At 69.0% G+C, this 25921-nt stretch carries 29 protein-coding genes; 21 read left to right on the forward strand and 8 right to left on the reverse strand.

Features of this window, described 5'->3' with window-relative positions; translation table 11 throughout:
- Positions 1-92: 92 nt before the first annotated feature.
- Entirely contained in the window at positions 93-884 is a 792-nt protein-coding gene (locus B4A39_RS07755) for a SapC family protein (protein ID WP_292035086.1), read from the reverse strand.
- A 157-nt stretch (positions 885-1041) separates the two neighbouring features.
- On the opposite strand from B4A39_RS07755, the gene B4A39_RS07760 reads away from it, so the two are divergent.
- The 3 genes from B4A39_RS07760 to B4A39_RS07770 are packed head-to-tail and all read left to right on the forward strand — an operon-like array spanning position 1042 to position 2946.
- The gene (locus B4A39_RS07760; protein WP_292035088.1) at positions 1042-1536 is read left to right on the forward strand and encodes a Fur family transcriptional regulator; all 495 of its coding nucleotides are present in this window, start codon (positions 1042-1044) and stop codon (positions 1534-1536) included.
- 5 nt (positions 1537-1541) lie between these two features.
- Positions 1542-2423, forward strand: coding sequence for an alpha/beta hydrolase (locus B4A39_RS07765; RefSeq protein WP_292035090.1), 882 nt, complete (start codon positions 1542-1544; stop codon positions 2421-2423).
- A gap of 37 nt (positions 2424-2460) precedes the next feature.
- The gene (locus B4A39_RS07770) at positions 2461-2946 is read left to right on the forward strand and encodes a hypothetical protein (RefSeq protein WP_292035092.1); all 486 of its coding nucleotides are present in this window, start codon (positions 2461-2463) and stop codon (positions 2944-2946) included.
- A 4-nt stretch (positions 2947-2950) separates the two neighbouring features.
- Here B4A39_RS07770 and B4A39_RS07775 read toward each other — a convergent pair whose 3' ends face one another.
- Both B4A39_RS07775 and secA read right to left on the reverse strand, forming a co-directional pair.
- A complete protein-coding gene (locus B4A39_RS07775; RefSeq protein ID WP_292035093.1) occupies positions 2951-4114 on the reverse strand; it encodes an aminotransferase class V-fold PLP-dependent enzyme in 1164 nt (387 codons plus the stop codon).
- Positions 4115-4277: 163 nt separating this feature from the next.
- Complete coding sequence (gene secA, locus B4A39_RS07780) at positions 4278-7130, reverse strand: preprotein translocase subunit SecA (protein ID WP_292035094.1); 2853 nt, start codon at positions 7128-7130, stop codon at positions 4278-4280.
- A gap of 276 nt (positions 7131-7406) precedes the next feature.
- Here secA and B4A39_RS07785 point away from each other — a divergent pair, with 276 nt between their 5' ends.
- Genes B4A39_RS07785 through B4A39_RS07800 form a run of 4 tightly spaced genes read left to right on the forward strand, consistent with a single transcriptional unit; the run spans position 7407 to position 10342 of the window.
- Complete coding sequence (locus B4A39_RS07785; RefSeq protein WP_292035095.1) at positions 7407-8348, forward strand: peptidylprolyl isomerase; 942 nt, start codon at positions 7407-7409, stop codon at positions 8346-8348.
- Positions 8345-9721: a bifunctional glutamate N-acetyltransferase/amino-acid acetyltransferase ArgJ gene (argJ, locus tag B4A39_RS07790; RefSeq protein ID WP_292035096.1), complete on the forward strand. Its 1377-nt coding sequence runs from the start codon at positions 8345-8347 to the stop codon at positions 9719-9721. Before B4A39_RS07785 ends, argJ begins: the two co-directional genes overlap by 4 nt.
- Positions 9718-10140: a (deoxy)nucleoside triphosphate pyrophosphohydrolase gene (locus B4A39_RS07795; protein ID WP_292035097.1), complete on the forward strand. Its 423-nt coding sequence runs from the start codon at positions 9718-9720 to the stop codon at positions 10138-10140. Before argJ ends, B4A39_RS07795 begins: the two co-directional genes overlap by 4 nt.
- A 25-nt stretch (positions 10141-10165) precedes the next feature.
- Positions 10166-10342 carry a Flp family type IVb pilin gene (locus tag B4A39_RS07800; protein WP_292035098.1) on the forward strand — a complete coding sequence of 59 codons (177 nt, stop codon included), beginning with the start codon at positions 10166-10168 and terminating at the stop codon, positions 10340-10342.
- On the opposite strand, the gene B4A39_RS07805 is transcribed toward B4A39_RS07800, so the two are convergent.
- Positions 10335-11228: a class I SAM-dependent methyltransferase gene (locus B4A39_RS07805; protein ID WP_292035099.1), complete on the reverse strand. Its 894-nt coding sequence runs from the start codon at positions 11226-11228 to the stop codon at positions 10335-10337. The two genes, B4A39_RS07800 and B4A39_RS07805, sit on opposite strands and share 8 nt — an antisense overlap.
- On the opposite strand from B4A39_RS07805, the gene B4A39_RS07810 reads away from it, so the two are divergent.
- Genes B4A39_RS07810 through B4A39_RS07845 form a run of 8 tightly spaced genes read left to right on the forward strand, consistent with a single transcriptional unit; the run spans position 11227 to position 15996 of the window.
- A complete protein-coding gene (locus tag B4A39_RS07810) occupies positions 11227-12033 on the forward strand; it encodes a ComF family protein (RefSeq protein ID WP_292035100.1) in 807 nt (268 codons plus the stop codon). The genes B4A39_RS07805 and B4A39_RS07810 overlap by 2 nt on opposite strands.
- Positions 12034-12063: 30 nt before the next feature.
- Positions 12064-12321, forward strand: coding sequence for a glutaredoxin 3 (gene grxC / locus B4A39_RS07815; protein ID WP_292035101.1), 258 nt, complete (start codon positions 12064-12066; stop codon positions 12319-12321).
- Entirely contained in the window at positions 12321-13160 is an 840-nt protein-coding gene (locus tag B4A39_RS07820) for a carbon-nitrogen hydrolase family protein (protein ID WP_292035103.1), read from the forward strand. The genes grxC and B4A39_RS07820 overlap by 1 nt, the downstream gene beginning before the upstream one ends.
- The gene (locus tag B4A39_RS07825; protein ID WP_292035105.1) at positions 13157-13591 is read left to right on the forward strand and encodes a DUF1178 family protein; all 435 of its coding nucleotides are present in this window, start codon (positions 13157-13159) and stop codon (positions 13589-13591) included. Before B4A39_RS07820 ends, B4A39_RS07825 begins: the two co-directional genes overlap by 4 nt.
- A gap of 4 nt (positions 13592-13595) precedes the next feature.
- Positions 13596-14411: an AraC family transcriptional regulator gene (locus tag B4A39_RS07830; RefSeq protein WP_292035106.1), complete on the forward strand. Its 816-nt coding sequence runs from the start codon at positions 13596-13598 to the stop codon at positions 14409-14411.
- Positions 14412-14448: 37 nt separating this feature from the next.
- Positions 14449-14910 carry a DUF6265 family protein gene (locus tag B4A39_RS07835; RefSeq protein WP_292035107.1) on the forward strand — a complete coding sequence of 154 codons (462 nt, stop codon included), beginning with the start codon at positions 14449-14451 and terminating at the stop codon, positions 14908-14910.
- 11 nt (positions 14911-14921) lie between these two features.
- Complete coding sequence (locus B4A39_RS07840; RefSeq protein ID WP_292035109.1) at positions 14922-15398, forward strand: GNAT family N-acetyltransferase; 477 nt, start codon at positions 14922-14924, stop codon at positions 15396-15398.
- 37 nt (positions 15399-15435) lie between these two features.
- On the forward strand, positions 15436-15996 hold the full coding sequence (locus B4A39_RS07845; RefSeq protein ID WP_292035110.1) for a lipocalin family protein: 561 nt from the start codon (positions 15436-15438) through the stop codon (positions 15994-15996).
- Here the strand turns inward: B4A39_RS07845 and B4A39_RS07850 are convergent.
- Together B4A39_RS07850 and ubiG are read right to left on the reverse strand one after the other, a co-directional pair.
- Positions 15993-16529, reverse strand: a complete 537-nt coding sequence (locus tag B4A39_RS07850; protein ID WP_292035112.1) for an AAA family ATPase — start codon at positions 16527-16529, stop codon at positions 15993-15995. The genes B4A39_RS07845 and B4A39_RS07850 overlap by 4 nt on opposite strands.
- Positions 16526-17344 (reverse strand): bifunctional 2-polyprenyl-6-hydroxyphenol methylase/3-demethylubiquinol 3-O-methyltransferase UbiG, encoded by an 819-nt coding sequence (gene ubiG / locus B4A39_RS07855; protein WP_292035113.1) that lies wholly within the window; start codon positions 17342-17344, stop codon positions 16526-16528. The genes B4A39_RS07850 and ubiG overlap by 4 nt, the downstream gene beginning before the upstream one ends.
- A gap of 56 nt (positions 17345-17400) precedes the next feature.
- On the opposite strand from ubiG, the gene B4A39_RS07860 reads away from it, so the two are divergent.
- The 6 genes from B4A39_RS07860 to B4A39_RS07885 all read left to right on the forward strand — a co-directional run bounded on the left by B4A39_RS07860 (position 17401) and on the right by B4A39_RS07885 (position 24280).
- Positions 17401-18690 carry an aspartate kinase gene (locus B4A39_RS07860; protein ID WP_292035116.1) on the forward strand — a complete coding sequence of 430 codons (1290 nt, stop codon included), beginning with the start codon at positions 17401-17403 and terminating at the stop codon, positions 18688-18690.
- Positions 18691-18744: 54 nt separating this feature from the next.
- Positions 18745-21012 carry a phosphoenolpyruvate--protein phosphotransferase gene (ptsP, locus tag B4A39_RS07865; protein ID WP_292035118.1) on the forward strand — a complete coding sequence of 756 codons (2268 nt, stop codon included), beginning with the start codon at positions 18745-18747 and terminating at the stop codon, positions 21010-21012.
- Positions 21013-21109: 97 nt separating this feature from the next.
- Entirely contained in the window at positions 21110-22171 is a 1062-nt protein-coding gene (locus tag B4A39_RS07870; RefSeq protein ID WP_292035120.1) for a helix-turn-helix domain-containing protein, read from the forward strand.
- 64 nt (positions 22172-22235) lie between these two features.
- Positions 22236-23390 (forward strand): flavodoxin-dependent (E)-4-hydroxy-3-methylbut-2-enyl-diphosphate synthase, encoded by a 1155-nt coding sequence (ispG, locus tag B4A39_RS07875; RefSeq protein ID WP_292035859.1) that lies wholly within the window; start codon positions 22236-22238, stop codon positions 23388-23390.
- 24 nt (positions 23391-23414) lie between these two features.
- Positions 23415-23669, forward strand: a complete 255-nt coding sequence (locus tag B4A39_RS07880; RefSeq protein WP_292035121.1) for a DUF333 domain-containing protein — start codon at positions 23415-23417, stop codon at positions 23667-23669.
- Positions 23670-23683: 14 nt separating this feature from the next.
- The gene (locus B4A39_RS07885; protein ID WP_292035123.1) at positions 23684-24280 is read left to right on the forward strand and encodes a glutathione S-transferase N-terminal domain-containing protein; all 597 of its coding nucleotides are present in this window, start codon (positions 23684-23686) and stop codon (positions 24278-24280) included.
- A gap of 22 nt (positions 24281-24302) precedes the next feature.
- Here the strand turns inward: B4A39_RS07885 and B4A39_RS07890 are convergent, their stop codons facing one another.
- Positions 24303-25085, reverse strand: a complete 783-nt coding sequence (locus B4A39_RS07890) for a sulfite exporter TauE/SafE family protein (protein ID WP_292035126.1) — start codon at positions 25083-25085, stop codon at positions 24303-24305.
- Positions 25086-25168: 83 nt separating this feature from the next.
- Complete coding sequence (locus B4A39_RS07895; protein ID WP_292035128.1) at positions 25169-25777, reverse strand: response regulator; 609 nt, start codon at positions 25775-25777, stop codon at positions 25169-25171.
- Positions 25778-25921 lie beyond the last annotated feature (144 nt).

Below are 25921 nucleotides of genomic sequence, written 5' to 3' on the forward strand. Positions count from 1 at the left end.
AAACGCCCCGCCGGTTTCCCGACGGGGCGTTTTCATTTCTTCAATGGGCCTCAAGCAGCGCGCAGCGCGGTAGGCCCCCTAAAGAACACCTATCAGGCGTTCGCGGCGACCGGGGTTTCGGTGGCGGCGCGGGCGAAGGCCATGGCGATCAGACGGTCCCAGCCCAGCAGCGACACCAGGTGGGCGTAGATCTGGCCCAGGGCGCCGTTGTCGCGCAGTTCGGCCAGCTTCTCGATCGGCAGGGCCTTCAGCTTGTCCTCCGAGACGGCGAAGTACTCGGCCAGTTTCTGCACCTGGCCCGGGGTGCCGTCGGGATTGCGCGGGGTGAAGGAGGCTTCGCGCGTTTCGAACAGGTCCAGGTCGGTCAGCAGCTTCACGAACGATTCAGTGCGCACGCGTTCCTGCTCGAAGTTGTTGCAGAACTCCATCGCGTTGTTGACGTACTCGCTGGGCTGACCGTTCTCGAACAGGGGAATTTCGCCGCCCTCGCCGACGAAGTTCGCGGCGCGATCGATGCACAGGATCATGCGGTTCTGCGTGTCGTCGTTGGCGAAGACGAAGGGATAGCGACGGATATAGGCCGGGATGTAGGCCTCGGGACGGAAGTCGCCGTTGTCGATGAACAGGTTGTCGTTCTGACGCAGGCCCATGGCCACGACCGGTTGCTTCAACTCGCCGACGAAGATGACCGGGTAGGACAGGGCGGCCGGCGCGAACTCGGTCACGGTCAGCGGGACGATGTTGGTCTGGGCGACGAAGGCGTAGGGCTTGTCGGCCGGCGTCACGCCCAGCTTGCCGTGGGCCTCGATCGAGATCGGCTCCGGCTGGGTGTAGAAGAGGACGTTGCCGGACAGGGCGCCAGCTTGGGACGTGGTGTCGGTCATGATGTTGTCGGATCGGCTCTGAACAGAAAGGTCGAGCCTTCTAGCCTATGGCTCGGCGGGCGGCAAACGCGGCTGTTCGACGAACGGCAGACTGTCCACGGCGGACTGCGACGCCGCTACGGTTGCGATGCGGCCGCCGACCCCTTAGCTGTGGGGTATGGGCGCCGCTTGCGATCACAATCATGCCGACAGCCGACCGGGTCATGCCGAGGTGGAACAGGCGCTGGTCGCCGTCGAGGCGCGCTGCGCCGCCGAGGGCGAGCGCATGACCGCCCCGCGCCGGCGCGTGCTGGAACTGCTGCTGGCGGCGGGCGAGCCGGTCAAGGCCTATGACCTGATCGCGCGCTATGGCCTGGACGGTCAGGCGGCCAAGCCGCCGACCGTCTATCGCGCCCTGGAGTTTCTGGAGCGGCGCGGCGTGGTTCATCGCATCGCCTCCATCAGCGCCTATGTCGCCTGCACCGCCGTCGCAGGCGACGCGCCGGCCCACGCCGCGGCCTTCCTGATCTGCGACTGCTGCGGCGCGACCGAGGAGGTGGCCGTGGCCGGAGGCGAGGCCTTCGCCGAGGCGGCGTCTTCGGCCGGCTACGCCATCGAACGCACCACGATCGAGGGGCATGGCCGCTGCCCCGCCTGCCGCGTGGCGGCCTGAGGCGCATGGACGCCCTGGCCCTTTCGGCGCCGCGGCGTCTGACGGTTCCCATCGAGAACCGCTGGGGCGGGGGCGAGATGGCGGTTCTCGATTTCGGCGATCCCGCCCGGCCTGTCGACCTGATCTTCGCCCACGCCAACGGATTCAACGCCTACACCTACAGGTCCCTGTTACAGCCCCTGTCGGGCGCCCTGCGCATCTGGGCACCGGATCTGAGGGGGCACGGCCGGAGCCAGTTGCCGGCGCGGCCCGAGGGGCGGCGCAGCTGGCTGGATCATCGCGACGACCTGATCGCCCTGCTCGACGCGGTCGAGGGGCCGCCGGTGGCCCTGGCGGGTCACTCCATCGGCGGCACCAGCGGCCTCCTGGCGGCGGCGGAGCGGCCGGATCGGGTGTCGCGCCTTCTGCTGCTGGACCCGGTGATCTGGCGCCGTCCCATGGTTCTGGCGATGAACCTGCCGCTGATCGGCCGGATGTCGCACCGCATCCCCATCGTCGCCAGCACCCTGAAGCGGCGCGCCGTGTTCGACAGCCGCGAGCAGGCGCTGGCCGCCTATCGCGGACGCGGCGCGTTCAAGGGCTGGTCGGACATGATGCTGGCCGACTACCTGATCGACGGACTGGTCGAGACGGATCGGGGGCTGGAATTGACCTGTGCCCCGGCCTGGGAGGCGTCCAACTACGCGGCCCAGGCGCATAATCCCTGGCGCGCCCTGCGCCGGTTCCCTGATGTCGTCCGTATACTGAAGGCCGAGAGCGGAAGCCTGTGCGCCGTGCCCGCCGGCGCCTCGCCGCATCAGGTGGAGGCGGTGGCGGGGGGCGGACACCTGTTTCCGATGACCCATCCCGACATCGTGCGCGAGGCCCTGCTGGACGCCGCCGTCTGAGACGCGGGCAGGGTGGTCGTGGTAGGCCTTGGGCGTCATGAGTTCGCGCGCCGCCAGTGATATGAACCGCATCCTGATGGGCTCGGCCATCGGCGCCGCCATCGGCCTCGTGCTGCTGGCGCTGGGCGTGGCCATTCTCTGGAACGCGGCGGATCAGCGATTGGCGACCGAAAGTCCGGCAGCGCCGACGTCAGCGGCGCCGGTCGCGGCCGTCGCCGACGATCCGGGGGCCGAGGCCACGGCGTCGCCCATCCCCTATCCCGCCGTGGCGCCCCCGCCGAAGCCGCGGCCGGCGGCCCCCGAGGTGGAACGGCCCCGTGCGCCGGCGGCATCCGGCTGGCGCTCGATCTTTGAAGACGAGGAAAGGGCGGAGACTCGCGCTCCGGCGCCGCCTCCGCCAGCGCGGCCGGAGGCGCCCAGTCGCGCCGCCCCGCCCGCCGCTGCGTCCCGGCCTGCGCCGAAGTCGGCTCCGGCGCGACGGCCGCCAGAAGCGCAGCGACAGGCCGACAGCCTGTTCTTCTGACGCTTCAGGTCAGGCGGGCGCAGGCGTGGATCAGCCGCTCCACGTCCTCTTCCGACTGATAGAGGCTGAAGCCGAAACGGATGACGTCGTCGCGGACGTCGGTGACCACGTTCATGTGTTGCAGGTCGGCCTTCCAGCGCGACGCCTCGTCGGAACGCAGGGCGAGGAAGCGGGCGCGCGGCGCCTCGCCCTCAACGGGGTTGAGGATCTCGGCCTGCGACAGGGCTCCGGCCTCGCCGTTCAGGATCGCCGCCTGGAAGCGGGATTGAAGGCCGCGCGCATGGGCGGCGACCTCGACGGTGGTCAGTCCCTGTTCGTCCAGCATCCGGCGAACGGCGTTGAGGCGATACAGGGCGCTGACGTCGAAGGTGGCGCCCCAGAAGCGGCCGCCGTCGGTGCGGTACTGGACTCCGCCGGGCGGACCCTCCAGATGGCCGAACTCGGCGAACCAGCCGGTGATGACCGGGCGGGGGCAGAAGCCGGGCGGGGCATGCAGGAAGCAGGCGCCTTCGCCCGCCATGGCGTATTTGTAGCCGCCGGCCAGGTAGAAGACCTTGTCCGCCACCGCCGACAGGTCGGTCGGGGTCGCCATGAAGCCGTGATAGCCGTCGATGACCACCCACGGCCCCGCCGGGTCGGCCAGGACCGCCAGCTCGGGGATGGCGTCAAAGAGTTGACCTGTGCGGAAGAAGACCTGGCTGACCAGGATCAGGTCATGGCCGCCCGCCCTGGCCGCCGCGACGAAGCGCTCGGCGAAGCTGGCGAAGGGTTGCAAAGGCACCCGCGTCACGACGGCCTCGCCCGCCTCCTCCCAGCGCTCGGACTGGCGACGGAAGGAGTGGAACTCGCCGTCGGTGGACAGGATGCGCACCGGCTTCTTCTCGACGCCCGAAACCAGGCGGATCAGCAGGTCGTGGGTGTTGGAGGTGAAGATCAGGCTGTCCGGCGAAGGCAGGTTCAGCTCCTTCGCCACGTGCTTCTGGGCCTCAGGAATGACCTCGCCGAAGACCAGATCCCATTTGCGGTCGGCGAAGCGATTGGCCTCGGCCCAGGCCTGGACCTGGGCGTCGAAGCTGGCGTCGGGCCACAGGTGGTGGCTGTGGGCGGCGAAATGCAGCCGCTCAGGATCGAGACCTAGGGCGCGCGAGAAGAGGGGCTTGTAGCTCATGGCGACAGGCTAGCTCGCCACTAAGGCGGCGTCACGCGCTCCGCCTCAACACCGCCCAAAGAAAAAGGCGGCCCTGCAAAGCGAGGCCGCCTCTCTCAACTCAGTGTTTGGCGCTCAAGCCGCGAGCGACCGCGTCGCGAGCGTAGCGCCGCGCGGCAGCGCCTTAGATGAGACTACCGTGGCAGTGCTTGAACTTGCGGCCCGAGTGACAGGGGCAGTCGGCGTTGCGGCTGGTGCGTTCCCAGCCGACGGGCAGGGCCTCGACCGGCAGCTTGGAGCGGTCGTCGCCGGTCAGCATGCCTTCCGGGTTCTGGGCCATCGGATTAGCCATCTCGTTCTCGCCGGTGCCGGGGTTCAGGTGGATTTCCTGGAACTCGGGCAGTTCCATCGCCGGCGGCGCCTCGAAGCGGAACTCGACGGTCATCAGCCAGCGGGTGACGTTGTGGCGCAGGTCGTGCAGCAGCGTCTCGAACAGGTTGAAGGCTTCGGTCTTGTATTCGTTCAGCGGGTCGCGCTGGCCGTAGCCGCGCAGTCCGATGACGCCGCGCAGGTGGTCCAGATGGACCAGGTGCTCGCGCCACTGCATGTCGATCATCTGCAGCATGAACTGCTTTTCCAGACCGCGGGTCTGGTCGGCGCCGATCTGCTCCAGACGCTCGGCGGCGCGGGCGTCGGCGGCGGCGTTGATGCGCTCCTCGATCTCTTCGTTCGAGACGCCTTCCTCGGCGGCCCACTCGCGCAGGGGCAGCTCAAGGCCCAGGGTCGAGCGGACCTTCTCGTCCAGACCGTCCATGTCCCACTGCTCGGCGTAGGCCTTGGGCGGCATGTAGCGTTCGACCAGGTCGGACACGACGTCGAGACGGAAGTCGGTGACCAGTTCCGACAGGTCGGTGGAGTCCATGAACTCCTGACGCTGTTCGAACACGGCCTTGCGCTGGTCGTTCACGACGTCGTCGTACTTCAGCACGTTCTTGCGCATGTCGTAGTTGCGGGCTTCGACGCGCTTCTGGGCGGTTTCCACGGCGCGGTTCAGCCAGGGGTGGCTGATGGCCTCGCCTTCGGCGACGCCGAAGCTGCGCATGATCGAATCCAGGCGATCGCCGGCGAAGATGCGCAGCAGGTCGTCTTCGCAGGACAGGTAGAATTTCGAGGTGCCGGGGTCGCCCTGACGACCGGTGCGGCCGCGCAGCTGGTTGTCGATGCGGCGGCTTTCATGACGCTCGGTGCCCAGCACGAACAGACCGCCGGCGGCCAGCGCCGTCTCGCGGTGCACGGCGATCTCGGCCTTGTACTCGGCTTCCACCTCGGCGAGCATTTCAGGCGTGACCGCCACGGCCATGTTGCGCTGCTCCTGGGTCCAGCGCTGCAGGCGCATCTCCAGGTTGCCGCCCAGCTGAATGTCGGTGCCGCGACCGGCCATGTTGGTGGCGATGGTCACCGCGCCGGGCAGGCCGGCGTCGGCGACGATATAGGCTTCCTGCTCGTGCTGACGCGCGTTCAGGACGTTGTGCGGGATGCCGTGGCCGGTGGCGTAGACGATGTCATAGGCGTCGTCGCCGACCTTCTGGGCCTCCTTCTCGCGACCGGCGTATTCGGCCTTGAGGGTGCGGCCGGTCTCGACCTTGTACGCATAGTTCTTCAGGACGTCCGACAGCTCTTCGGACTTTTCGATCGAGACGGTGCCGACCAGGATGGGCTGACCCTTGACGTGGCACTCGGCGATCTGGGCGGCGATGGCCGCGTTCTTTTCCTTGAAGGTGCGATAGACCTCGTCGTCGTAATCCTTGCGCTGGATCGGACGGTTGGTCGGAACCTCGAGGACGTCCATCTTGTAGATGTCGAGGAATTCCTGGGCCTCGGTGGCGGCCGTGCCGGTCATGCCGGACAGCTTTTCATAGAGGCGGAAGTAGTTCTGGATGGTGACCGAGGCCAGGGTCTGGTTCTCGGGCATGATCTTGACGTCTTCCTTGGCCTCGATGGCCTGGTGAAGACCTTCGGACAGGCGACGGCCCGTCATCATGCGGCCGGTGTATTCGTCGATCAGGACGATCTCGCCCGCCTTGATGATGTAGTCCTTGTCGCGCGTGTACAGGGTGTTGGCGCGCAGGGCCTGGTTGACGTGGTGGACCAGGCTGACGTTGGCCGGATCATACAGGTCGGTGGTGTCCTCGGCGAAGTGGCCGCCGGCTTCCAGCATCTCCTCGATGCGTTCCGAGCCCAGCTCGGTCAGCAGGGCCTGACGCTGCTTCTCGTCCAGATCATAGGTGGCCTTGTCCTTGACCAGCTCCTTCACGATCGTGTCGACGATCTTGTAGAGGTCCGAGCGGTCCTCGGTCGGGCCCGAGATGATCAGGGGCGTGCGCGCCTCGTCGATCAGGATGGAGTCGACTTCATCGACGATGGCGAAATGGTGGGTCCGCTGCACCATCTCGCGGCGGTCGTAGACCAGGTTGTCGCGCAGGTAGTCGAAGCCGAATTCGTTGTTGGTGCCGTAGGTGATGTCAGCGTTGTAGGCCGCCTGGCGCTGACCCTGCGACAGGCCGTTGACGATGACCCCGACTTCCAGGCCGAGGAAGCGATAGACCTTGCCCATCGTCTCGGCGTCGCGGCGCGCCAGGTAGTCGTTGACGGTGATGACGTGGACGCCCTTGCCCGCCAGGGCGTTCAGATAGACCGGGGCCACGGCCACCAGGGTCTTGCCTTCGCCGGTCCGCATTTCGGCGATGCCGCCTTCGTGCAGGATCATGCCGCCGGCCAGCTGAACATCATACTGGCGCTGACCCAGGACCCGCTTGGAGGCCTCGCGCACCACGGCGAAGGCTTCGCTCTGGATCTTGTCCAGGCTGTCGCCGGCCTCGATGCGATCCTTGAAGGTCTGCGTCATCATGCGCAGCTCGTCGTCCGAGAAGGCCTCGAACCGGGCTTCCAGGGCGTTGATCTTTTGCGCCTGGGCCTGGAAGGCCTTGACCTTGCGGTCGTTGGAGGAGCCGAGGATTTTCTTGGCGAAGCCGAGCATGGGCGATCCGGTAAAGGCGGTCGAGCGGCTGAAGGCTCTGAAACAGGGAGCGTCGCGATCGCGGAGCCCAGGATCGACGCCGGTCCCGGCGACCCTCGAAATACGAGGCGTGCGCAGGGGCCGCGCAGACGATCGAAAACCCCTCGACTTGGGCGCAGCCGGGACTTAAGCACCGCCCTAACCCCTGTCAACGCGAGGGGCTTTCGAGGGCCTGGCGCCGCAGGCCCTTCGGTTCCTGATTTTCGTCCCCCTGTCGCCTTTTGGCCGGAGCGCCCGATGCGTCATTCGCGCCCCTCCTTCCGAGCATTGCGGCCCGTGCTGGCGGCGGTCCTGCTGGCCGTGACGCTGACGGGCGCCTGTAGTCGCGGAGACGCGGAAACCCCGCCGGAAAAGGGCGATCTGGTGGTGGCGCGGGTGCTGGACCGCTCGGTCTGGGCGTCCGACGTGCGCCGGGAAGCCGTCGCCCAGGGTCTGGTCGGCGAGGGCGAACCCCTGGACGTCAAGTCCGAGCTGTTCCGCCGGGTGCTGGACGAGGTGGTCGATCAGAAACTTCTGGCGGCCGAGGCGCGTCGTCGCGGTCTGGACAAGAACGCCGCCGCCCAGCGCCGGCTGGAGGCGGTGCACGAACGCATCCTCGGCGACATGCTGGTGGAATCCGTCGTCAGCGGCGCGGTTTCGGACCAGGCGGTCGAACGGCTCTATCAGGAGCAACAGCGCCGGGCCCAGACGACCGAGGAGATCCGGGTCCGTCTGATCCTGTCGCACACGAAAGAACAGGCCGACGCCGTGGTCGGGGTTCTGGGCCAGGGCGCCGCCTTCGAGGCTGTGGCCGCCCAGCGCTCGATCGACGACGCCACCCGCTATTCCGGCGGCGACCTGGGCTATTCGACGCTGGACGTCCTGCCCGACGCCTACGCCGCCGCCGTGCGCGGCCAGGCGCCGGGCGTGGTGGTCGGGCCCGTCCAGGGCGCAGGCGGCTGGGCCGTGCTGCGCATCGAGGATCGCCGCCTGGAAACGCCCCCGACCCTGGATCAGGCCCGCCCCCTGATCGTCCGCTATCTGACCTATGAGGGCGTACGCCAGCTGCTGGAGCAGTTGCGCGGCAAGGCTCAGGTCGAGGTCTTCCTCAATCCCGCCAAACCGGCGGCGCAAGGCTCAACCAAGTCAGCGCCCGCCGCACCTGCCGCCGCCCCTCCCGCCGGAACCGTCGCCTCATGAACCGTCCGCCCGTCAAATCCGGCTCGACCGGCCAGATGATCGAAACCGCCATCGAAAAGGCCCTGGACCCGCTGGCCTCGGCCCTGAAGCGCGCCACCCAACCGGCCGCCAAGCCGGCCTCGCCGGGCAAGCCGGGGCTGATGGTCTCGCCGCTGGCCGTGCCCTTCCCGACTATTCCGCCCATCGGCGGGGTCGAGATCGCCACCGCACGCGCCGGCTTCTACAAGCATGAGCGCGACGATCTGGTGGTCTTCCACTTCCCGGAGGGCGCGTCCTGCGCGGGGGTCTTCACCCGGCACAAGGTGGGCTCGGCGCCTGTCGACTGGTGCAAGCGCCACCTGGACGCCGACAAGGGCGGCGAGGGGGTCAAGGCCCTGGTCGTCAACGCCGGCTGCGCCAACGCCTTCACCGGCAAGGCCGGAGCCGACGCCGCCCGCCGCACGGCCTCGGAAACAGCCAAGCGCTTCGACTGCCGCCAGCGCGACGTCATGCTGGCCTCGACCGGCGTCATCGGCGTGGTGCTGGACGAGACCAAGATCACCGCCCGCCTGCCCGACATCAAGGCCGGGCTGAAGGCCGACGCCTGGGCTCGGGCCGGTCTGGGCATCATGACCACCGACACCTTCCCCAAGGGCTCCTACGCCGAGTGCGAGATCGAGGGCGTCAAGGTGAAGATCGCCGGCGTCGCCAAGGGCTCGGGCATGATCGCGCCCGACATGGCCACCATGCTGGGCTTCATCGTCACCGACGCCGACATCGCCCCGCCGGTCCTGAAGGCCCTGCTGAACCTGCATGTGCGCACCACCTTCAACTCGGTGACCGTGGACGGCGACACCTCGACCAATGACACGGCCCTGCTGTTCGCGACCGGGGCCTCGGGCGCGCCGCGCATCGGCCGGGTCGGCGATCGCCGGCTTAAGGACTTCTCGGCGGCGCTGGACAAGGTCATGCTCGATCTGGCCCACCAGCTGGTCAAGGACGGCGAGGGCGCGACCAAGTTCGTCCGCATCACCGTGGACGGGGCGGCCAGCCCCGCCTCGGCGCGCAAGCTGGCCAAGTCGATCGCCGACAGCCCCCTGGTCAAGACCGCCATCGCCGGCGAGGACGCCAACTGGGGCCGCATTGTCATGGCCGTGGGCAAGACCGAGGAGGCCGTGGATCGCGACCGTCTGGCCATCCACTTCGGTCCCCATGTCGCCGCCGTCGACGGCGCGCCCTCGCCGACCTACGACGAGGCGAAGATGAGCGCCTATATGAAGAACGCAGAGATCGACATCACCGTCCACGTCGGCTCGGGCCGGGCCTCGGCCACCGTCTGGACCTGCGATCTGACCAAGCGCTACATCGAGATCAACGGGGATTATCGCTCGTGAGCGAGGCTGCAGTCGGCGCCGTTCCCACCGTTCTCGTCGTCGCCGTCGCCCTGATCGACGCGGACGGCCGCGTCCTGATCGCCAAGCGGCCCGAGGGCAAGCAACTGGCCGGCCTGTGGGAGTTCCCCGGCGGCAAGGTCGAGCCGGGCGAGCGGCCCGAACGGGCCCTGATCCGCGAACTGAACGAAGAACTGGGCATCGACGTGAACGAGGCCTGCCTGGCCCCGTTCGTGTTTACCAGTCACGCTTACGATTCCTTTCACCTCTTGATGCCACTGTATCTGTGCCGACGCTGGTCCGGCGTGGTCACCTCGCGTGAACACGCGGGTCTGGCCTGGGTGAAGCCGAACAAGCTTTCGGACTATCCCATGCCGCCGGCTGACGAACCCTTGGTCGCCTGGTTGCGCGACCTGCTCTGATCAGCCGCCGCGGGAGGGGGCCTGGATGCGACGTTTCATCGGCCGGTTCCTGCGCGACGACAGCGGCGCCACCGCCATCGAGTATGGCCTGATCTGCGCCCTGATCTTTCTGGTCATCATCGGCTCGATGCGTCTGGCGGGCGAGAAGGCCGCGGGCGTGTTCAACGCCGCCCTGACCGCCCTGACCCAGGCGGTCAGCTAGGCTCTTCGCCCGTCCGCTCGCGCACCCCGAGGGCGTCGGCCAGCCGGGTTTTTGCCGATCCGCGCCGAGCCGGCTTCTGCTGGCTGTCGTGCGGCGCCCAACCGGCCAGATGCACCATCTCGAAGGTCGCCGGAATGCGTCCGTCCGCCTCGGCGTGGCGCTCGGCGTAGAGCTGAGCTGCGCGGGCCAGGACGGCGCGGCTCAGCGGCTTGATCGGTCCCGCCAGCACGTTTGTCTCGCCCATGGCGCGCAGGTCGCGCATCAGGGCGAAGGGGTCGGCGTAGCGCACCGTCACCCGGTCCACGTCGCTGACCGGCAGGGCGAAGCCCGCCCGCTGCAGCAGACCCGCCCCGTCGAAGCCGTCGGCGAAGGGCGAGACGCGGGCCTGGGCGCCGCCGTTGACCTCCAGCTCGGCCTCGGTCAGCACGCCGCGCAGCTCCTTCAGCGTCGCCGCCCCGAACAGGCTGGCGACGAACAGGCCGTCGGGCTTCAGCGCCCTGCGGATCTGGGCGAGGGCGCCGGGCAGGTCGTTGGCCCAGTGCAGGCCCAGCAGGTTCACGATCAGGTCGGCGGACTGGTCCTCGAGGCCCAGAGGCCCGGCGCCCGGCGCCGCGCGCTGGGACGTCGCACCCACCGCGCGGACCTCGCCCAGCCGGTCGCGGGCCGAACTGTCGGCGACCGCTCGCGCGAATACGCCCGGATGGGGCGACAGGTCGACGGGGGCCTGAAACTCGCGCAGGATCACCTCCAGACTGTTCACCGCGTTCTCGGCGGCGCGGACGTGCAGGAAGTCGGCGTCGGGGAAACGACGGGCGGCGCGGCTCAGGCGCGCGGCGCGGCGGGCGGCGTCGAAGATGATCGGGGGACCAGAGGAGGGGGCGCTCATGTCCGTTCAGGATGGGGGTTGGCGAGGTCGATTAAAAGGCGTGACCGCGCCTATAGCATCCGGCGCGCGCGATGCGGGGCGCGGTCTGCTGGATATTCTGCTGCCGCCCATGGCCCACGACAGCCGCGAGGCCACGGCGTCGGCGGGCCTGACGCCCGACGCCTGGAGCCGGGTCGTGTTTCTGGAAGCGCCTGTCTGCGACGGCTGCGGCGCGGCCTTTGAATACGACGGCGGAGAATTTGCTTCCGACCGCTGCCTGGCCTGCCAGGTCCAGCCCTACGTCTTCGCCCGCGCCCGCGCGGCCTGCGTCTATGACGAGGCGTCCCGCGGTTTGATCCTCAAGTTCAAGCACGGCGACCAGCAGCAGTTCGCCCCCCTGTTCGCCCGCTGGATCGCGCGGTCCGGCGCCGATCTGGTGGCCGAGGCGGACGCCGTGGTCCCTGTGCCGCTGCACCGGTCGCGCCTGCTGACGCGGCGGTTCAATCAGGCTGCGGAGATCGCCCGCCCGCTGGCCCGCACTGCCGGTCTCGACTACCTGCCGGACGCCCTGATCCGCGCGACGCCGACCGACAGTCAGGGCGGCAAGTCGGCGCGCGGGCGCCGTCTGAACGTGAAAAAGGCCTTCGCCGTGACCGAGGCCGGGCGTCGCCGGATCAAGGGCCGTCGCATTCTTCTGATCGACGACGTCCTGACCACGGGAGCCACGGCGGAGGCCTGCGCCCGCGTTCTCTTGTCGGCCGGCGCCCGCGCCGTGGACCTGGCTGTCATCGCGAGGGTGCGAACTGCGCGCGAACCGCCTAAGTAGGGCTCTGGTCTGAATTCAGGAGAGTCCGCGTTGGCCGAAGTCGTCATCTACACCAAGCCCGGTTGCCCCTATTGCATCGCCGCCATGGGCCTGCTGAACCGCAAGGGCGTGGCCTTCACCGAGATCGTGGCCTCGAACGATCCGGCTAAAAAGGCCGAGATGGTGGAGCGCGCCGGCGGCAAGTCCACCTTCCCGCAGATCTTCATCGGCGACAAACACGTCGGCGGCTCTGACGACATCCACGCCCTGGATGCGCGCGGCGGCCTCGACCCCCTGCTGGCGGCCTGATGGACGAGCGGCTCGACGTCGCGCTGATCCAGACGCGGACGCCGGCGACGGCGACCGCGGGGCTGGCCCATGTCGAGCCGCTGATCCGCGAAGCGGCGGCGGGCGGGGCGAAATTGATCCTGACGCCGGAGGGGACGAACTTCCTCGAACAGCGTCGGGGACTTCGCGACGCCGCCCTGACGACCGAAAGCGCGGACGTGGCCGTTCTCGGCCTGCGCGCCCTGGCCGCCGAGCTGGGCGTCTGGCTGCTGATCGGATCGGCCATCGTCCGTTCGGAGGCGCCTGGCGACGACCGCGCCGCCAATCGCTCCCTGTTGATCGACCCGGCCGGGTCGATCACGGCCCGTTATGACAAGCTGCACGTCTTCGACGTCGATCTGGCCAATGGCGAGACCTATCGTGAAAGCGCCTCCGTGCGGCCAGGCGACGCCGCGCGGCTCGCCGACACCCCGTGGGGCGGTCTGGGTCTGACCATCTGCTACGATGTGCGCTTCCCCCATCTGCATCGCCAGCTGGCCAAGGCCGGAGCATCGATGATCGCCGTGCCCGCCGCCTTCACCCGCCCGACCGGAGAGGCGCACTGGGAGACCCTGCTCCGCGCCCGGGCCATCGAGACCGGGGCCTTTGTCCTGGCCCCGGCCCAGGGCGGGACGCACGAGGACGGCCGCCAGACCTGGGGGCGCTCCGTCATCGTCGGGCCCTGGGGCGAGATCATCGCTCGGGCCGATCATGACGAACCCTGCGTCATCGCCGCGAGCCTGGACCTGAGCGCGGTGCGACGCGCGCGGCAGGCCGTGCCGTCCCTGGCGCACGACCGCCCATTCGACGAGCCTCAATGATCCGTTACGCCTTGATCTGCGACCACGAGCACGGCTTCGAGGCCTGGTTCGCGTCTTCCAGCGACTATGACGACCAGGCGGCGCGCGGTCTGGTCGAATGCCCCTTCTGCGCCTCCACAGGTGTGCGAAAGCAGGTCATGGCCCCCGCCGTCGCGGGCACGAAAAAGGCGGCGCCCGCCCCCGACGCCATGAAGCAGATGCAGGCCATGATGACGCAGGCCGCGCGCGAGGTGCGCGATCACGTCGAGCAGAACTTCGACTACGTCGGCGACGCCTTCGCTCGCGAGGCCCGCGATATCCATGAAGGCCGCAGCGAGAAGCGCGAGATCTACGGCGAGGCCACCCCCGCCGATGTGAAGAAGCTGAAGGACGACGGCGTGCCCTGCGCCCCCCTGCCCAGCCTGCCGCCGGACCCGAAGAAGGCGCACTGACGACATGGGGGAGGGGGAGAGATACGAGGAGTTCGCGCCGCCGGAATCCTTGCGCCCCTTCGTGCGCGTCCTGTGGACCTATGCGGCGCCAAGCCCGACGGGCGAGGTGCAGCGCATCGCCCCCGACGGCTGCCCCGAACTGGTGATCGATCTGGCCGCGCCCTACGAGGAAGCGGGCGAGGACGGCGTGTTTCGCCCCCAGCCGCCGGTCATCTTCGCCGGCCAGATGACCCGGCCCATGGCTATCCGTCCCGTCGGTCCGGTGGAGATCGTCGCCGCCAGGTTCGAGCCGGACGGCGCGCGGGCGTTTCTGGGGCGTCCCTTGATCGAGGCGACGGACCGCCGGCTGGATCTGGTGGCGCGCCTAGGCGGCTTCACGGCCCCTGCCGGCCATCCGGCCGCCCAGGCGACGGCCCTGGCTGACTGGCTGGAGGAGCAGCGCCAGGCGGGCGGCTGGCGCCTCGACCCTGCTGTCCGCGTCGAGGTCGCCGCCGCCGAGCGCGACGTCGACGGACCCGTCCTGAACCCTGCCGAGCGACGCGCCCTGCAGCGCCGTTTCCGTGATCGCGTGGGCGTGGCCCCCCGGACCCTGCGCTCGGTCTTCCGCTTCCGCCGCATCTTCGACCATGCGACGGGCCCTGACGCCGACGCGGCCTCCTGGCTGGAGGCGGGACTGGCCGCTGGCTATTTCGACCAGCCGCAGATGGCGCGGGATTTCCGCCGCTTCCTCGGCTGTACGGCCACCGCGTGGGCGCGGGACCAGATGGAGCTGGCGCGGCGGCTGGCGTCGCAAACCTACAAGCGGGACGACACGGACTGATCTAGCCTCTCTCAGAACACTGAGGAGGGAGACTTTGATGGCCTTGCTGACCGCGCTTTCGGCCGCCGTGCTGGTTCAGGCGGCCTCGCCCGCGCCCGACCTGTCCTGGATGGCGGGCTACTGGCTGGACTGCTCCGGCGGGCGCGAGGCGTCGGAGACCTGGAGCGACCCGCGCGTGGGCCTTCTGGCGGGCCATGCCGTGACTGTGCGTAATGGCCGCAGCGGCTTCGAGTTCGCCCGCATCGCTCCCTTGCAGGACGGCGTCCTGGCCTATCTGGCGCAGCCGGAAGGGGCCGCGCCCACGCCCTTCCGTCTGATCGAAAGCGGGCCGCAGCGCGTGGTCTTCGCCAATCCCGCCAACGACTTTCCGCACCGCATCCTCTATCAGCGCCAGGGGGATGTGCTGACCGCCCGCATCGAAGGGGCGGATGACGACGAAACCCGGAGTGTGGAATGGAGCTTCAACAGGGCGGAACTGAACGCCCGCTGTCCCGTCTAGAGTGGCGGCCGATGACGCCCGACGACATCGACGGCGTCGTCGCGGTGGCCCGCCTGTCCTTCCCCGACCATTTCGAGGCCCGCGCGTGTTTCGCCGAGCGACAGGCCCTGGCGCCCCAGGGCTGCTTCGTCCTGTCCGACGAAGACGGAACCGTAATGGGCTATCTGATGGCCTATCCCTGGCGGCGGAACGCGGCCCCGCCGCTGGACAGTCTGATCGGCGCGGTGCCCCAGGACGCCGAGATCATCTACCTGCACGACCTGGCCGTTCACCCCGACACGCGCGGCGGCGGCCATACGCGTGTCATCGTCGAGCGTCTGGCCGCGCAGGCCAGGGCGGCGGGGTGGCCCGTCATCGCTCTGGTGGCGGTGAATGAGGCGACCGCATTCTGGGAACGCAACGGCTTCGTCGTCCAGAGCCCGCCCGGCATGGCCGAGAAGCTGGCCAGCTACGGCGAGGACGCCCGCTACATGATCCGGACGCTCTGAGCGGAACCGGGGGTGAGGTTCGGGTCTTTCGGGCCTCATGACCTTGAAACGCACCCTCCCCCTCCTCCTCCTGGCCGGCGTCGCGGTCGCCGTCGGCGCCTGCGCCACCCTGCAACGCGGACCCGTCGGCAACGCCGCCGTGCCGCAGCCGGCCAAACCGGTCGAGCTCGACCGCTATCTGGGCCGCTGGTACGAGCTGGCCCGCTACGAAGCCGGCTTCCAGAAAGACTGCGAGGCGGTCACCGCGGACTACAGCCTGCTGGAGAACGGCCAGGTCCGGGTGCTGAACCGCTGTCGTCAGGGGGCTGTCGATGGTCCGATCAAGCAGTCCGAGGGCAAGGCCAAGCTGGTCGCCGACAGCAATGGCGCCAAGCTGAAGGTCTCCTTCTTCGGTCCCTTCTACGTGGGCGACTACTGGGTTCTGGACCACGCCGACGACTATAGCTGGTCGATCGTGGGCGAGCCGTCCGGCCGCTACCTCTGGATTCTCAGCCGCGAGGCGCGGCCAGGGGCGGAAACCGTTCAGGCTCTGCGCAACCGGGTTCAGGCCCTGGGCTATGACCTGTCGCTGCTGCGCGAGACGCGGCAGCCGGGCTAGGCCAGGCGCGACAGGACGAAGGCGAGGCGTTCGGCGACTGGAACCCGGGGCAGTTCGACCAACTCGTAGCCGAAGCGCGGATAGACGGCGGCCATGGCGTCGAAGGTGCGCTGAGCCTCATCCAGATCCTGCCGGCGCTCGGCGTCCTGGGCGAAGATCTCGGGCCAGACCGGGGCGATGAAGACGCGCCGATCGTAACGGACCTCACGCGCCGCCCGCTCGACATGGGGCGGGACCGGCAGGCCGCATAGGGCCAGATAGCCGACCACGTCAGGGACGCCGCGGTCGAAGAAGACCTGGTCGGTCGCATCCTCGGCGCGGGCATGGGCCTCCAGCTCACGGTCCAGCATCAGTTCGGCGAACAGGGCGCGGTCACGCCAGGGCAGGGCCTGTCCGTCGATGGCCTGCTGGCGACGAATGACGGCCCGTCCGGCCTCGGGCGAGGTGGCGTGCCCCGCCGCCGCCAAGGCCTCGATCAGGCTGGTCTTGCCCGATCCCGGCCCGCCGGTGACGACGATCCGCCGGGGCGTCATGCGTCCCGCGTCGCCATCATCATGTAGTTGATGCCCACGTCGTCGCCCTCGCTCCAGCGATCGCTCAGCGGGTCATAGGCCAGCCCGAAAGGGCCGGTGACGGTCAGGGGCTCGCCGTCCAGCATGGCGCGCAGTTCTTCGGGCTTGAGGAACTGACGCCAGTCGTGGGTGCCGGCGGGGACCCAGCGCAGCACGTATTCGGCGGCGAACTTGCCCAGCAGCAGGCCCTTCAGCGTGCGGTTCAGGGTGGCGACGATCATCATCCCGCCTGGCTTGATCAGCTTCGAGCAGGCGCGGATGAAGGCTTCGGGATCGGCTACGTGCTCGATCACCTCCATGGTCAGGACCACGTCGAAGGGACCAGCGCCGGCTTCCACCATCTGTTCGACCGTGGCGGCGCGATAGGCGATCTCCAGCCCGACCTGTTCGGCGTGGGCGCGGGCCGTGCCGATGTTCTCGGACGAGGCGTCCAGGGCCGTGACGTCAAAGCCCATGCGCCGCATCGGTTCGGCGATCAGGCCGCCGCCGCAGCCGATGTCGATCAGGCTCAGCCCCGCAAACGGCGCGCGGCTCCGGGCGTCGCGCCCGAAATGCGCGGCGGCGCGGTCGCGCACGAATTTCAGACGCGCCGGATTGAAGCGGTGCAGGGGCGCGAACGGCCCTTTGGGATCCCACCACTCGGCCGCCTGGGCGGAAAAGCGGGCGACGTCGGCAGGATCGATGCTCGGCCCCTCGGCACGATCGGTTGCAAAGGGTGAAAAACCCTCTTCGCTTTGGGGTTTGCGCGGCTCAAGGCTGTCGTTAGAAGCGGACATGGCTGCAGGCATGAACCGCCTTGGCCGCCCATGCAAGCAGGGGACGAAACGGCACGATGACGCGGCCCGAGACGACACGACTGGTGATGAAGTTCGGGGGGACCTCCATGGGGGACCTCGAGCGTATTCGTCGTGCGGCGCGAATTATCGCCGCCGAGGCCGCCAAGGGCAAACAGATCGCCGTGGTGGTGTCCGCCATGGCCGGCAAGACCAATGAGCTGGTGGCCTGGACCGACGGCGCGGGTCCCGCCGCCCCAGAACTGAAGAATGGGGGCCTGCCCCTGTCGGACGACGAATATGACGTGGTGGTCGCCTCGGGCGAGCAGGTGACGTCGGGCCTTCTGGCCCTGACCCTGCGCAACATGGGGCTGAACGCGCGCAGCTGGATGGGCTGGCAGATTCCGATCATCACCGACGACGCCCACGGCCGCGCCCGTATCGAGGACGTGCCCGGCGACGTCCTGGGCGCCGCCGTCGACGGCGGTCAGATCGCCGTGGTGCCCGGCTTCCAGGGCGTGACCCGCGACGGCCGCATCACCACGCTTGGACGCGGCGGCTCCGACACCTCGGCGGTGGCGGTGGCGGCGGCGCTGGAATGCCCCTGCGACATCTACACCGACGTGGACGGGGTCTATACGACCGACCCCCGCATCGAGAGCCGCGCGCGGCGCCTGGAAAAGGTCTCCTACGAGGAGATGCTGGAAATGGCCTCGCTGGGGGCCAAGGTGCTGCAGACCCGCTCGGTTGAACTGGCCATGGCCAAGCAGGTCCCGGTTCGGGTCCTGTCCAGCTTCATCGAGCCGGATGAGAATGGAAATCTGCCGGAAAACGCCGGCACCCTGATTTGTGACGAGGATGAGATCGTGGAAAAGCGCATCGTTTCCGGCGTGACCATGAGCCGGGACGAAGCCCGGATCACGCTGCTGGGTCTGGCGGACCGCACCGACGCCCCCGCCGACGTGTTCACGCGTCTGGCCGAGGCCAACGTCAATGTGGACATGATCGTGCAGAGCCAGGCCCGCACCGAGGGCGCGGTGAACCTGACCTTCACCACCGGTCGCCGCGACGCCCAGCGCGCCGCCGAGATGATGACCGCCGCCAAGGCCGAGATCGGCTTCGAGGAACTGCGCATCGATGCGGACGTGGCCAAGATCTCGGTCATCGGCGTGGGCATGCGCAGCCATGCCGGCGTGGCCCAGACCATGTTCCGGGCCCTGGCCGACAAGGGCGTCAAGTTCCAGGCCATCTCGACCTCCGAGATCAAGATCAGCGTGCTGATCGAGGACGCCTACTCGGAACTGGCGGTGCGGGCGCTTCATTCGGCCTACGGGCTCGACGCGCTATAGGATGAATGTGAGGGCCGCCCTATCTGATCAGCGGGCGGCAAGGCGGGAGCGACCATGGTGAAGGGCGGATTGACGACGAGGGGGCCTCGCAACCTCCTGCGCCAGATCCGCGAAGCCATGGCCGGCGGCGGCCCGGCGCAGGACCGGCTGGACATGGTGGTGCGCACCATCGCCCAGTCCATGGTCGCCGAAGTCTGCTCCATCTACCTGCGCCGCGCCTCGGGCGAGCTGGAGCTGTTCGCCACCCAAGGCCTGAACCCCGAGGCCGTGCACAATACGCGGCTGCGTCCGGGCGAGGGTCTGGTCGGCGAGGTGGCCCGGCTGGCCCAGCCGATCAGCCTGTCGGACGCGCCATCCCACCCCAGCTTCTCCTATCGCCCAGAAACCGGCGAAGATCCCTTCCACGCCTTCCTCGGCGCGCCCCTGCTGCGCGGCGGCCGGGCCATCGGCGTTCTGGTCGTCCAGAACCGCGCCGCCCGTCGCTATGACGAGGAAGAGGTCGAGGACATCCAGACCATCGCCATGGTCCTGGCCGAGACGGTGGCCTCGGGCGAACTGCTGGCCCAGGACGAACTGCGCGACGTCGAGGTGGCGCCCCACCGGCCCGAGCGGCTCAAGGGGCAGAAGTTCGCCGAAGGCCTGGCCTATGGCGTCGTCGTCCAGCACGAGGCGCCCCTGGCCCCCGAGCAACTGCTGTCCGACGATCCGGCTGCGGAGGAGCGGCGTCTGGCCGAAGCCCTGTCGGCGCTCAAGGCCGGCATCGACGAGATGCTGGAAGGCGGTCAGGGCAAGCTGGGCGGGACCTCGTTCGAGGTGCTGGAAACCTATCGCATGTTCGCCGACGACCGCGGCTGGAACCGGTCGCTGGAAGAGGCGGTGCGCTCGGGCCTGACGGCCGAGGCCGCCGTCGATCGGGTCCGCAACGAGCACCGCGCCCGCTTCGCCAAGGCCCGCGACCCCTATATCCGCGAGCGGCTGCACGACTTCGAGGACCTGGCCAACCGCCTGCTGCGCGTGCTGGCGGGCGACAATCCGGGCCAGCGCGACCTGCCGGACGACGCCATTCTGGTGGCGCGTAACCTCGGCCCCGCCGACCTGCTGGAATATCCGCGCCACAAGCTGCGCGGCCTCTTGCTGGAAGAAGGCTCGGCCGCCAGCCACGCGGCCATCGTGGCGCGGGCGCTGCAGATCCCCTGCGTCGGTCGCCTGCAAGGTCTGCGCGACCGTCTGTCCGAAGGTGATCAGGTCATCGTCGACGGCGAGACCGGCGAGGCCTATCTGCGTCCCCGCCCCGACATGCTGGCGGCGGTCCAGACCCGGATGGCCGTGCGCGACCAGCGCCGGGCCGAGTTCGACCTGCTGCGCGACACCCCGGCCGTCACCCGGGACGGCACCCGGATCACCATCCTGACCAACGCGGGCCTGGCCGTCGATCTGGAGAATCTCGACGCGACCGGAGCCGAGGGCATCGGCCTGTTCCGCACCGAGTTCCAGTTCATGGTCTCGGACGAGTTGCCGCGTCTGGACGCCCAGACGGCCCTCTACAAGCTGGTGCTGGATGCGGCGGGCGACCGTCCGGTCACCTTCCGCACCCTGGATATCGGCGGCGACAAGGTCCTGCCCTATATCGACAATGAGCGTGAAGAAAACCCGGCGCTCGGCCGTCGCGCCATCCGTCTGGGTCTGGACCGGCCGGCCCTGCTGCGAATGCAGGTGCGGGCGCTGCTGGCCGCCGCCGCCGGGCGCGAGCTGCGTGTCATGTTCCCCATGATCGCCACCGTGGACGAGTTCCGCGCCGCGCGCGAACTGGTCGATGTCGAGTGCGACTGGGCGCGGCGTCGCGGGCGCCCCCTGCCGTCCCTGCTGCGCGTCGGGGCCATGGTCGAATGCCCCAGCCTGTTGTGGCACCTGGACGCCCTGTTGCCGCTGACCGACTTCGTCTCGATCGGCACCAACGACCTGTTGCAGTACATGTTCGCCGCCGACCGGACCAATCCCCTGGTCTCGGATCGCTATGACCCCCTGTCGCCGCCGGCCTTGCGCGCACTGGCCGAGATCCAGCAGAAATGCGCCGACAGCGCCACGCCGGTGTCCGTCTGTGGCGAACTGGCCGGGCGCCCGCTGGAAGCCTTCGCCCTGATCACCCTGGGCTACACCCGGCTGTCGGCCCCGGCGGGCGGCGTGGGGCCGGTCAAGCGCATGATCCTGTCGGCTGACCTGCCGGCCGCGCGTCGCGGCATGGCGGTCCTGCTCGGCTCCTCGGCCGGATCGGTGCGCGGCGAAATCGAGTCCCTGGCGCGCAAGCTGAACGTTTCGGTCTGAGAACCAAGCGGAGCCGCTTTTCCCGCGTTGCCCGCGTGGAGCGCCTCGTCTAAGCGAAGGGGAGGGCGTGTTCGCGCCCGCACCAACGGATTCCCGCATGGATCAGGATCGGCAGAACGCGCCGTCCCTCGAGGACGCCGAGACGCTGGGCGAGGCCCTGCGTGCGGCCCGTCTCGCCTCGGGCCGCTCCATGGCCCAGCTGTCGACGATGACGCGGGTGCATCCGCGCTATCTGACGGCGCTGGAGCAGAACGAGTTTTCGGTCCTGCCGTCGCGCATCTTCTCCATGGGCTATGTCCGCGCCTACGCCGGGGCCCTGGGTCTGGACGAACTGACGGCGGTCGAGCGCTTCAAGCGCGAGTTTCCCGATGCCGCCGTGCCGCTGCAGGCCCCGACCGGCGCCGCCCTGCAGCAGATGCGCCGCACCTCGCCCCGGATCCTGGCCGCGCTGGGCGTCCTGGTTCTGGCCGTGGTCGGCTGGAACGTCTTTCAGCGCGTCGTCCGCATCGAGCCGCCGCATCCGTCCGACCTGGTCGCCGTGCCCAAGAACTGGGCCAAGGAAGCCGACTCTGAGGTCGAACGCGCCTTGTATCTGGGCGCGCCGCGCGCCGCGCCGCCAGACCAGACCACCCCGGCCCTTTACATCACGCCTGGTCTGGAGGCCCAGCTGACCGGCGTAGATCCCGACGATCCCAATGCGGTCGTGGCGGCCCTGCCCGGGCCCCCGGTCCAGGCCGCCTTCAACCCGCGCGGCGCCGTCTATGGCGCCTCGGCCACGGCCTCTCAGGTCATCCTGCAGGCCAGGAAGCCGGCCAGCCTGGTCGTGCGTCAAGGCGACGGCCGCGTCCTGTTCGCGCGTCAACTGGCGGCTGGCGAGGCCTGGCGGGCGCCGCCGAACGTCTCGGCCACGGTGGACGTCTCCGATCCGACCGCCTTCGACGTCTATCTGAACGGCGAGCATAGCGGGGCCCTGCCCGCGCCTCAGTCGCCGCTGGGCCAGCTGAACAGCCGCGCCCAGACGGAGGCGCGTCAGTCCGAGGCTCGGGCCGCCGCTGCGGCGGAAGCCCAGGCGCGGGCGCGCGCCGCCCAGGCCGCCGCCGCCCTGGCCGCAGCGCCGCCGCCCCTTCCTGTGGTCCCGGCAAGCCCGCCCGCCGGATGAATCGTCGCGGCCGGCGACTGATGTCGTGGTTTTGCCGTCGTTCCTCGCCTATGTTCCGCCCGACATGAGCGACCATTCCGAACTCGGCCACATCCGCCCCTGGCGCCACATCGAGCGCCGCAAGAGCCGCCAGATCATGGTGGGCTCGGTCGCGGTCGGCGGCGACGCCCCGATCAGCGTCCAGTCGATGACCAATACGCCGACCACCGACGCGGCGGCGACGCTGAACCAGATCCGTCAGCTGGAGGAGGCGGGGGCCGACATCGTCCGCGTCTCCTGCCCGGACGAAGAGTCGACGGCGGCCTTCAGGACCATTGCACGCGAAGCCCGCGTGCCGCTCGTGGCCGACATCCACTTCCACTACAAGCGCGGCATCGAGGCAGCCCAGGCCGGGGCCGCCTGCCTGCGCATCAACCCCGGCAACATCGGCTCCATCGACCGGGTCAAGGAGGTCGTCCAGGCCGCTCGCGACCACGGCTGCTCCATGCGCATCGGCGTCAACGCCGGCTCGCTGGAGAAGGAGCTGCTGGAAAAATACGGCGAACCCTGTCCCGACGCCATGGTTGAAAGCGCGCTGAACCACGCCCGCATCCTGCAGGATCTGGACTTCCACGAGTTCAAGATCTCGGTGAAGGCGTCCGACCCCTTCCTGACGGTGGCCGCCTATCAGCAACTGGCCGACGCCATCGACTGCCCGCTTCACCTCGGCGTGACCGAGGCGGGCCCCTTGCGCACCGGCACCATCAAGTCGGCCATCGGCATGGGGAACATGCTATGGGCCGGTATCGGCGACACCATCCGCGTGTCGCTGGCCGCCGATCCGGTGGAAGAGATCAAGGTCGGCTTCGATATCCTGAAATCTCTCGGCTTGCGCCACCGGGGGGTGAACATCATCGCCTGCCCGTCGTGCGCCCGTCAGGGCTTCAACGTCATCGAGACGGTGGCCATCCTGGAAGAGAAGCTGGCCCACGTCTCGACGGCCATGTCGCTGTCGATCATCGGCTGCGTGGTCAACGGCCCGGGCGAGGCTCTCTATACCGATGTCGGTTTCACCGGCGGCGGCAAGGGCGCGGGCATGGTCTATCTGAACGGCAAGATCGCCGGCAAACAGGCCAATGACGGCATGATCGACCACATCGTCGAACTGGTCGAACAGAAGGCCGCCGAGCTTGACGCCGCCCGCGCGGCGGCGGACGCTTCCCGTCACGCCGCCGAATAGAGGCGCGTGCAGGGAGAACGGTTCATGGCTCGATCCTTTGTCATCGCCGGCGCAGTCGCCGCCCTTCTGGCTCTGAGCACCGCATGCGCCCCCAAAGAGACGCCGCGCCCGACCATCGGCATGGCCAATCCGGCCTCCGTGTCCTGCGTGCAAAAGGGCGGCCAGAGTCAGATCCGCTCGACGGCCACGGGGCAGATGGGCGTCTGCCGCTTCGCTGACGGACGCGAGTGCGAGGAATGGGCCCTGCACCGCGAGAACCGTTGCGTTCGCCCCGACTGACTGCTGGAGCCGACTTGAAACTCTACATCACCACCCCGTCGCCCTTCGCTCGCAAGGTTCGGATCGTCGCCCGCGAGAAGGGCCTGTCGGACCGCATCGAGGAGATTGCCGTCGATCCCTACGCCAACGCTCCCGAGTTGCTGGCGACCAATCCGGTGGTGCAGGTGCCGACCCTGATCGCCGAGGACGGCCTGCCCGTGACCGACAGCCCGGTGATCGCCGAGTATCTGGACATGATCGGGTCCGGCCCGCGTCTCCTGCCGGCGGACGGGCTGGAGCGCTTGCGGGTCAAGCGCCTGGAGACCCTGGCCAACGCCACGCTGGAGATGGGGGTCAAGCTGGTGCTGGAGAAGCGCCGCCCGGAGCAGGAGCGCTCGCCGTCGTGGACGGAACGGTGGACCTTCAACATGGGCCGGGCGCTCGACGCCCTGGAAGCCGCCGCGCCGCAGTCCGAAGATTTCAACATGGGCGTGTTGAGCGCCGGGATCGCCGTCAGCTGGATCAGCTTCCGTCACCCTGACTACGACTGGAAGACGGGCCGTCCCAACCTGGTCGCGCTCCAGGCCGCGCTGGAGCAGCGCCCCAGCTTCCAGGCCACGATCCCGGTCTGACGTCGACGGCCCGGTGGTCGCCTTAGCGACCGATCAGTCCGGCCAGTTGCGCACCCTGGAAGGCGGCGAGGGCCAGCAACAGGCCTCCGACGGCGTAGGTCAGCGCCTTGCGCGGCACCTTCTTGACGATCAGACCCGCGAACGGCGCGGCGATCAGGCCGCCGACCACCAGTCCCGCCACGGCGGCGGCGTGGTTTTCCAGCGCCCCCGCTTCTTCCCAGTGTCCCGTGACCAGAGCCCAGACGAAGGTGGCCGAGATGGCGACGGTCAGGAAGAACTCGGCGGTGTTGACGGTGCCGATGGCCTTGCGCGGCTCATGCCCGGCGCCGACCATGGCCGAGGACACGGTCGGACCCCAGCCGCCGCCGCCGATGGCGTCGAGGAAGCCGCCGACCACGCCGATGGGCGCCGTGATCCAGGCGGGCAGGCGGCGCGGCCTGACGTCATGTCCGGCTCGCCACAGAATCCAGACGCCGATCAGCGACAGGTAGGCGACGACGAAAGGTTTGATGATGTCCCCGTCGATCCCCGCCAGGACATAGGCGCCCAGGACGCCGCCGATCACGCCGGCGATGGCCAGCGGAATGAACAGCCGCCATTCGACGTTCCTGTGCCAGGCGTGGCTGCCGGCGGAGGCGGCAGTGGTGAAGACCTCGGCCGCGTGAACGCTGGCCGAGGCCGTGGCCGGGGGCACGCCCAGGGCCAGCAGGACAGAGGACGAGATGACGCCATAGGCCATGCCCAGGGCGCCATCGACCGCCTGGGCCAGGACGCCCACCAGAAGGAACAGGAAGAAAGTGTCCATTCAGCCCCCTGGCCGCACTAAACGCTCAAGCGGCCGTCTGCACAAATAGCGTGAAACCGCTTTTGGTTGCCGGGTGCAGATGGTCAGGCGGGGCGCTCCAGTCGCGCCAGGGCGTCCAGCACGTCGCGTCCCGTGTAGGGCTTGATGACCATGGCGGCGGCCAGTTCGGCATTGGCGGCGGCGGCGCTGACATCGCCGGACAGGAAGATGACCGGCACCCCCCAGCGCGATTTCAGGCTGCGGGCCAGATCGGCGCCGCTGGCTTCTCCCGACAGATTGATGTCCAGCAGGGCCACGTCGATCGGATGAAGCGCGGTGGCGGCTTCGGCGGCCTCGGCGCTGTGGAAGGGACCGACGATGCGATGTCCGGCGGCGTCCAGCGCCTCGGTCAGGGCGGCGGCAGCCTCGGCGTCGTCCTCGACCAGCAGGACGGTCAATGGCTCGATCTGCGGCGTCGTCACAGGCGTCTCGGCCGGCGCCTGGCGCACCAGCACGGCGCGCACGGCGGGCCACAGTTCGCCCGCGGGACGGTCGGCGTCCAGGTCGAAGATCTGGGCCAGGGCCTTGAGTTCGGCGGCGGCTTCATCCGACACAGTCGCCTCGGGACGCTCCAGAAGACCATCGTAGAGGGCGCAGAGCCGCGCCACATTCTCGTCCGCGCCGGCGGTGTAATCTGCGTTTCCGTCGAACATGCCTGTCTCCTGTCAAGTTTCAGCCCCCGTGCAGCTAGGGGTTTTGCATCTGCGAAGGAACCGGTCTGACGGGCTTGTGACGGCTGGTCACAATCGCTCCATCGGCGCGTGTTCCGGCCTTGTCATCGACAGGCGGCGGTCCGG

The organism is Brevundimonas sp. UBA4553, assembly GCF_002387245.1.
Taxonomy (GTDB): Bacteria; Pseudomonadota; Alphaproteobacteria; order Caulobacterales; family Caulobacteraceae; genus Brevundimonas.

What these genes read in the sequence shown, in the direction of transcription:
- B4A39_RS07755 (WP_292035086.1), bottom strand. Translation starts at nt 884, where the DNA reads ATGACCGACACCACGTCCCAAGCTGGCGCCCTGTCCGGCAACGTCCTC.
- B4A39_RS07760 (WP_292035088.1), top strand. Translation starts at nt 1,042, where the DNA reads ATGGGCGCCGCTTGCGATCACAATCATGCCGACAGCCGACCGGGTCAT.
- B4A39_RS07765 (WP_292035090.1), top strand. Translation starts at nt 1,542, where the DNA reads ATGGACGCCCTGGCCCTTTCGGCGCCGCGGCGTCTGACGGTTCCCATC.
- B4A39_RS07770 (WP_292035092.1), top strand. Translation starts at nt 2,461, where the DNA reads ATGAGTTCGCGCGCCGCCAGTGATATGAACCGCATCCTGATGGGCTCG.
- B4A39_RS07775 (WP_292035093.1), bottom strand. Translation starts at nt 4,114, where the DNA reads ATGAGCTACAAGCCCCTCTTCTCGCGCGCCCTAGGTCTCGATCCTGAG.
- secA (WP_292035094.1), bottom strand. Translation starts at nt 7,130, where the DNA reads ATGCTCGGCTTCGCCAAGAAAATCCTCGGCTCCTCCAACGACCGCAAG.
- B4A39_RS07785 (WP_292035095.1), top strand. Translation starts at nt 7,407, where the DNA reads ATGCGTCATTCGCGCCCCTCCTTCCGAGCATTGCGGCCCGTGCTGGCG.
- argJ (WP_292035096.1), top strand. Translation starts at nt 8,345, where the DNA reads ATGAACCGTCCGCCCGTCAAATCCGGCTCGACCGGCCAGATGATCGAA.
- B4A39_RS07800 (WP_292035098.1), top strand. Translation starts at nt 10,166, where the DNA reads ATGCGACGTTTCATCGGCCGGTTCCTGCGCGACGACAGCGGCGCCACC.
- B4A39_RS07810 (WP_292035100.1), top strand. Translation starts at nt 11,227, where the DNA reads ATGTCCGTTCAGGATGGGGGTTGGCGAGGTCGATTAAAAGGCGTGACC.
- B4A39_RS07805 (WP_292035099.1), bottom strand. Translation starts at nt 11,228, where the DNA reads ATGAGCGCCCCCTCCTCTGGTCCCCCGATCATCTTCGACGCCGCCCGC.
- B4A39_RS07820 (WP_292035103.1), top strand. Translation starts at nt 12,321, where the DNA reads ATGGACGAGCGGCTCGACGTCGCGCTGATCCAGACGCGGACGCCGGCG.
- B4A39_RS07825 (WP_292035105.1), top strand. Translation starts at nt 13,157, where the DNA reads ATGATCCGTTACGCCTTGATCTGCGACCACGAGCACGGCTTCGAGGCC.
- B4A39_RS07830 (WP_292035106.1), top strand. Translation starts at nt 13,596, where the DNA reads ATGGGGGAGGGGGAGAGATACGAGGAGTTCGCGCCGCCGGAATCCTTG.
- B4A39_RS07835 (WP_292035107.1), top strand. Translation starts at nt 14,449, where the DNA reads ATGGCCTTGCTGACCGCGCTTTCGGCCGCCGTGCTGGTTCAGGCGGCC.
- B4A39_RS07840 (WP_292035109.1), top strand. Translation starts at nt 14,922, where the DNA reads ATGACGCCCGACGACATCGACGGCGTCGTCGCGGTGGCCCGCCTGTCC.
- B4A39_RS07845 (WP_292035110.1), top strand. Translation starts at nt 15,436, where the DNA reads ATGACCTTGAAACGCACCCTCCCCCTCCTCCTCCTGGCCGGCGTCGCG.
- B4A39_RS07850 (WP_292035112.1), bottom strand. Translation starts at nt 16,529, where the DNA reads ATGACGCCCCGGCGGATCGTCGTCACCGGCGGGCCGGGATCGGGCAAG.
- ubiG (WP_292035113.1), bottom strand. Translation starts at nt 17,344, where the DNA reads ATGTCCGCTTCTAACGACAGCCTTGAGCCGCGCAAACCCCAAAGCGAA.
- B4A39_RS07860 (WP_292035116.1), top strand. Translation starts at nt 17,401, where the DNA reads ATGACGCGGCCCGAGACGACACGACTGGTGATGAAGTTCGGGGGGACC.
- ptsP (WP_292035118.1), top strand. Translation starts at nt 18,745, where the DNA reads ATGGTGAAGGGCGGATTGACGACGAGGGGGCCTCGCAACCTCCTGCGC.
- B4A39_RS07870 (WP_292035120.1), top strand. Translation starts at nt 21,110, where the DNA reads ATGGATCAGGATCGGCAGAACGCGCCGTCCCTCGAGGACGCCGAGACG.
- ispG (WP_292035859.1), top strand. Translation starts at nt 22,236, where the DNA reads ATGAGCGACCATTCCGAACTCGGCCACATCCGCCCCTGGCGCCACATC.
- B4A39_RS07880 (WP_292035121.1), top strand. Translation starts at nt 23,415, where the DNA reads ATGGCTCGATCCTTTGTCATCGCCGGCGCAGTCGCCGCCCTTCTGGCT.
- B4A39_RS07890 (WP_292035126.1), bottom strand. Translation starts at nt 25,085, where the DNA reads ATGGACACTTTCTTCCTGTTCCTTCTGGTGGGCGTCCTGGCCCAGGCG.
- B4A39_RS07895 (WP_292035128.1), bottom strand. Translation starts at nt 25,777, where the DNA reads ATGTTCGACGGAAACGCAGATTACACCGCCGGCGCGGACGAGAATGTG.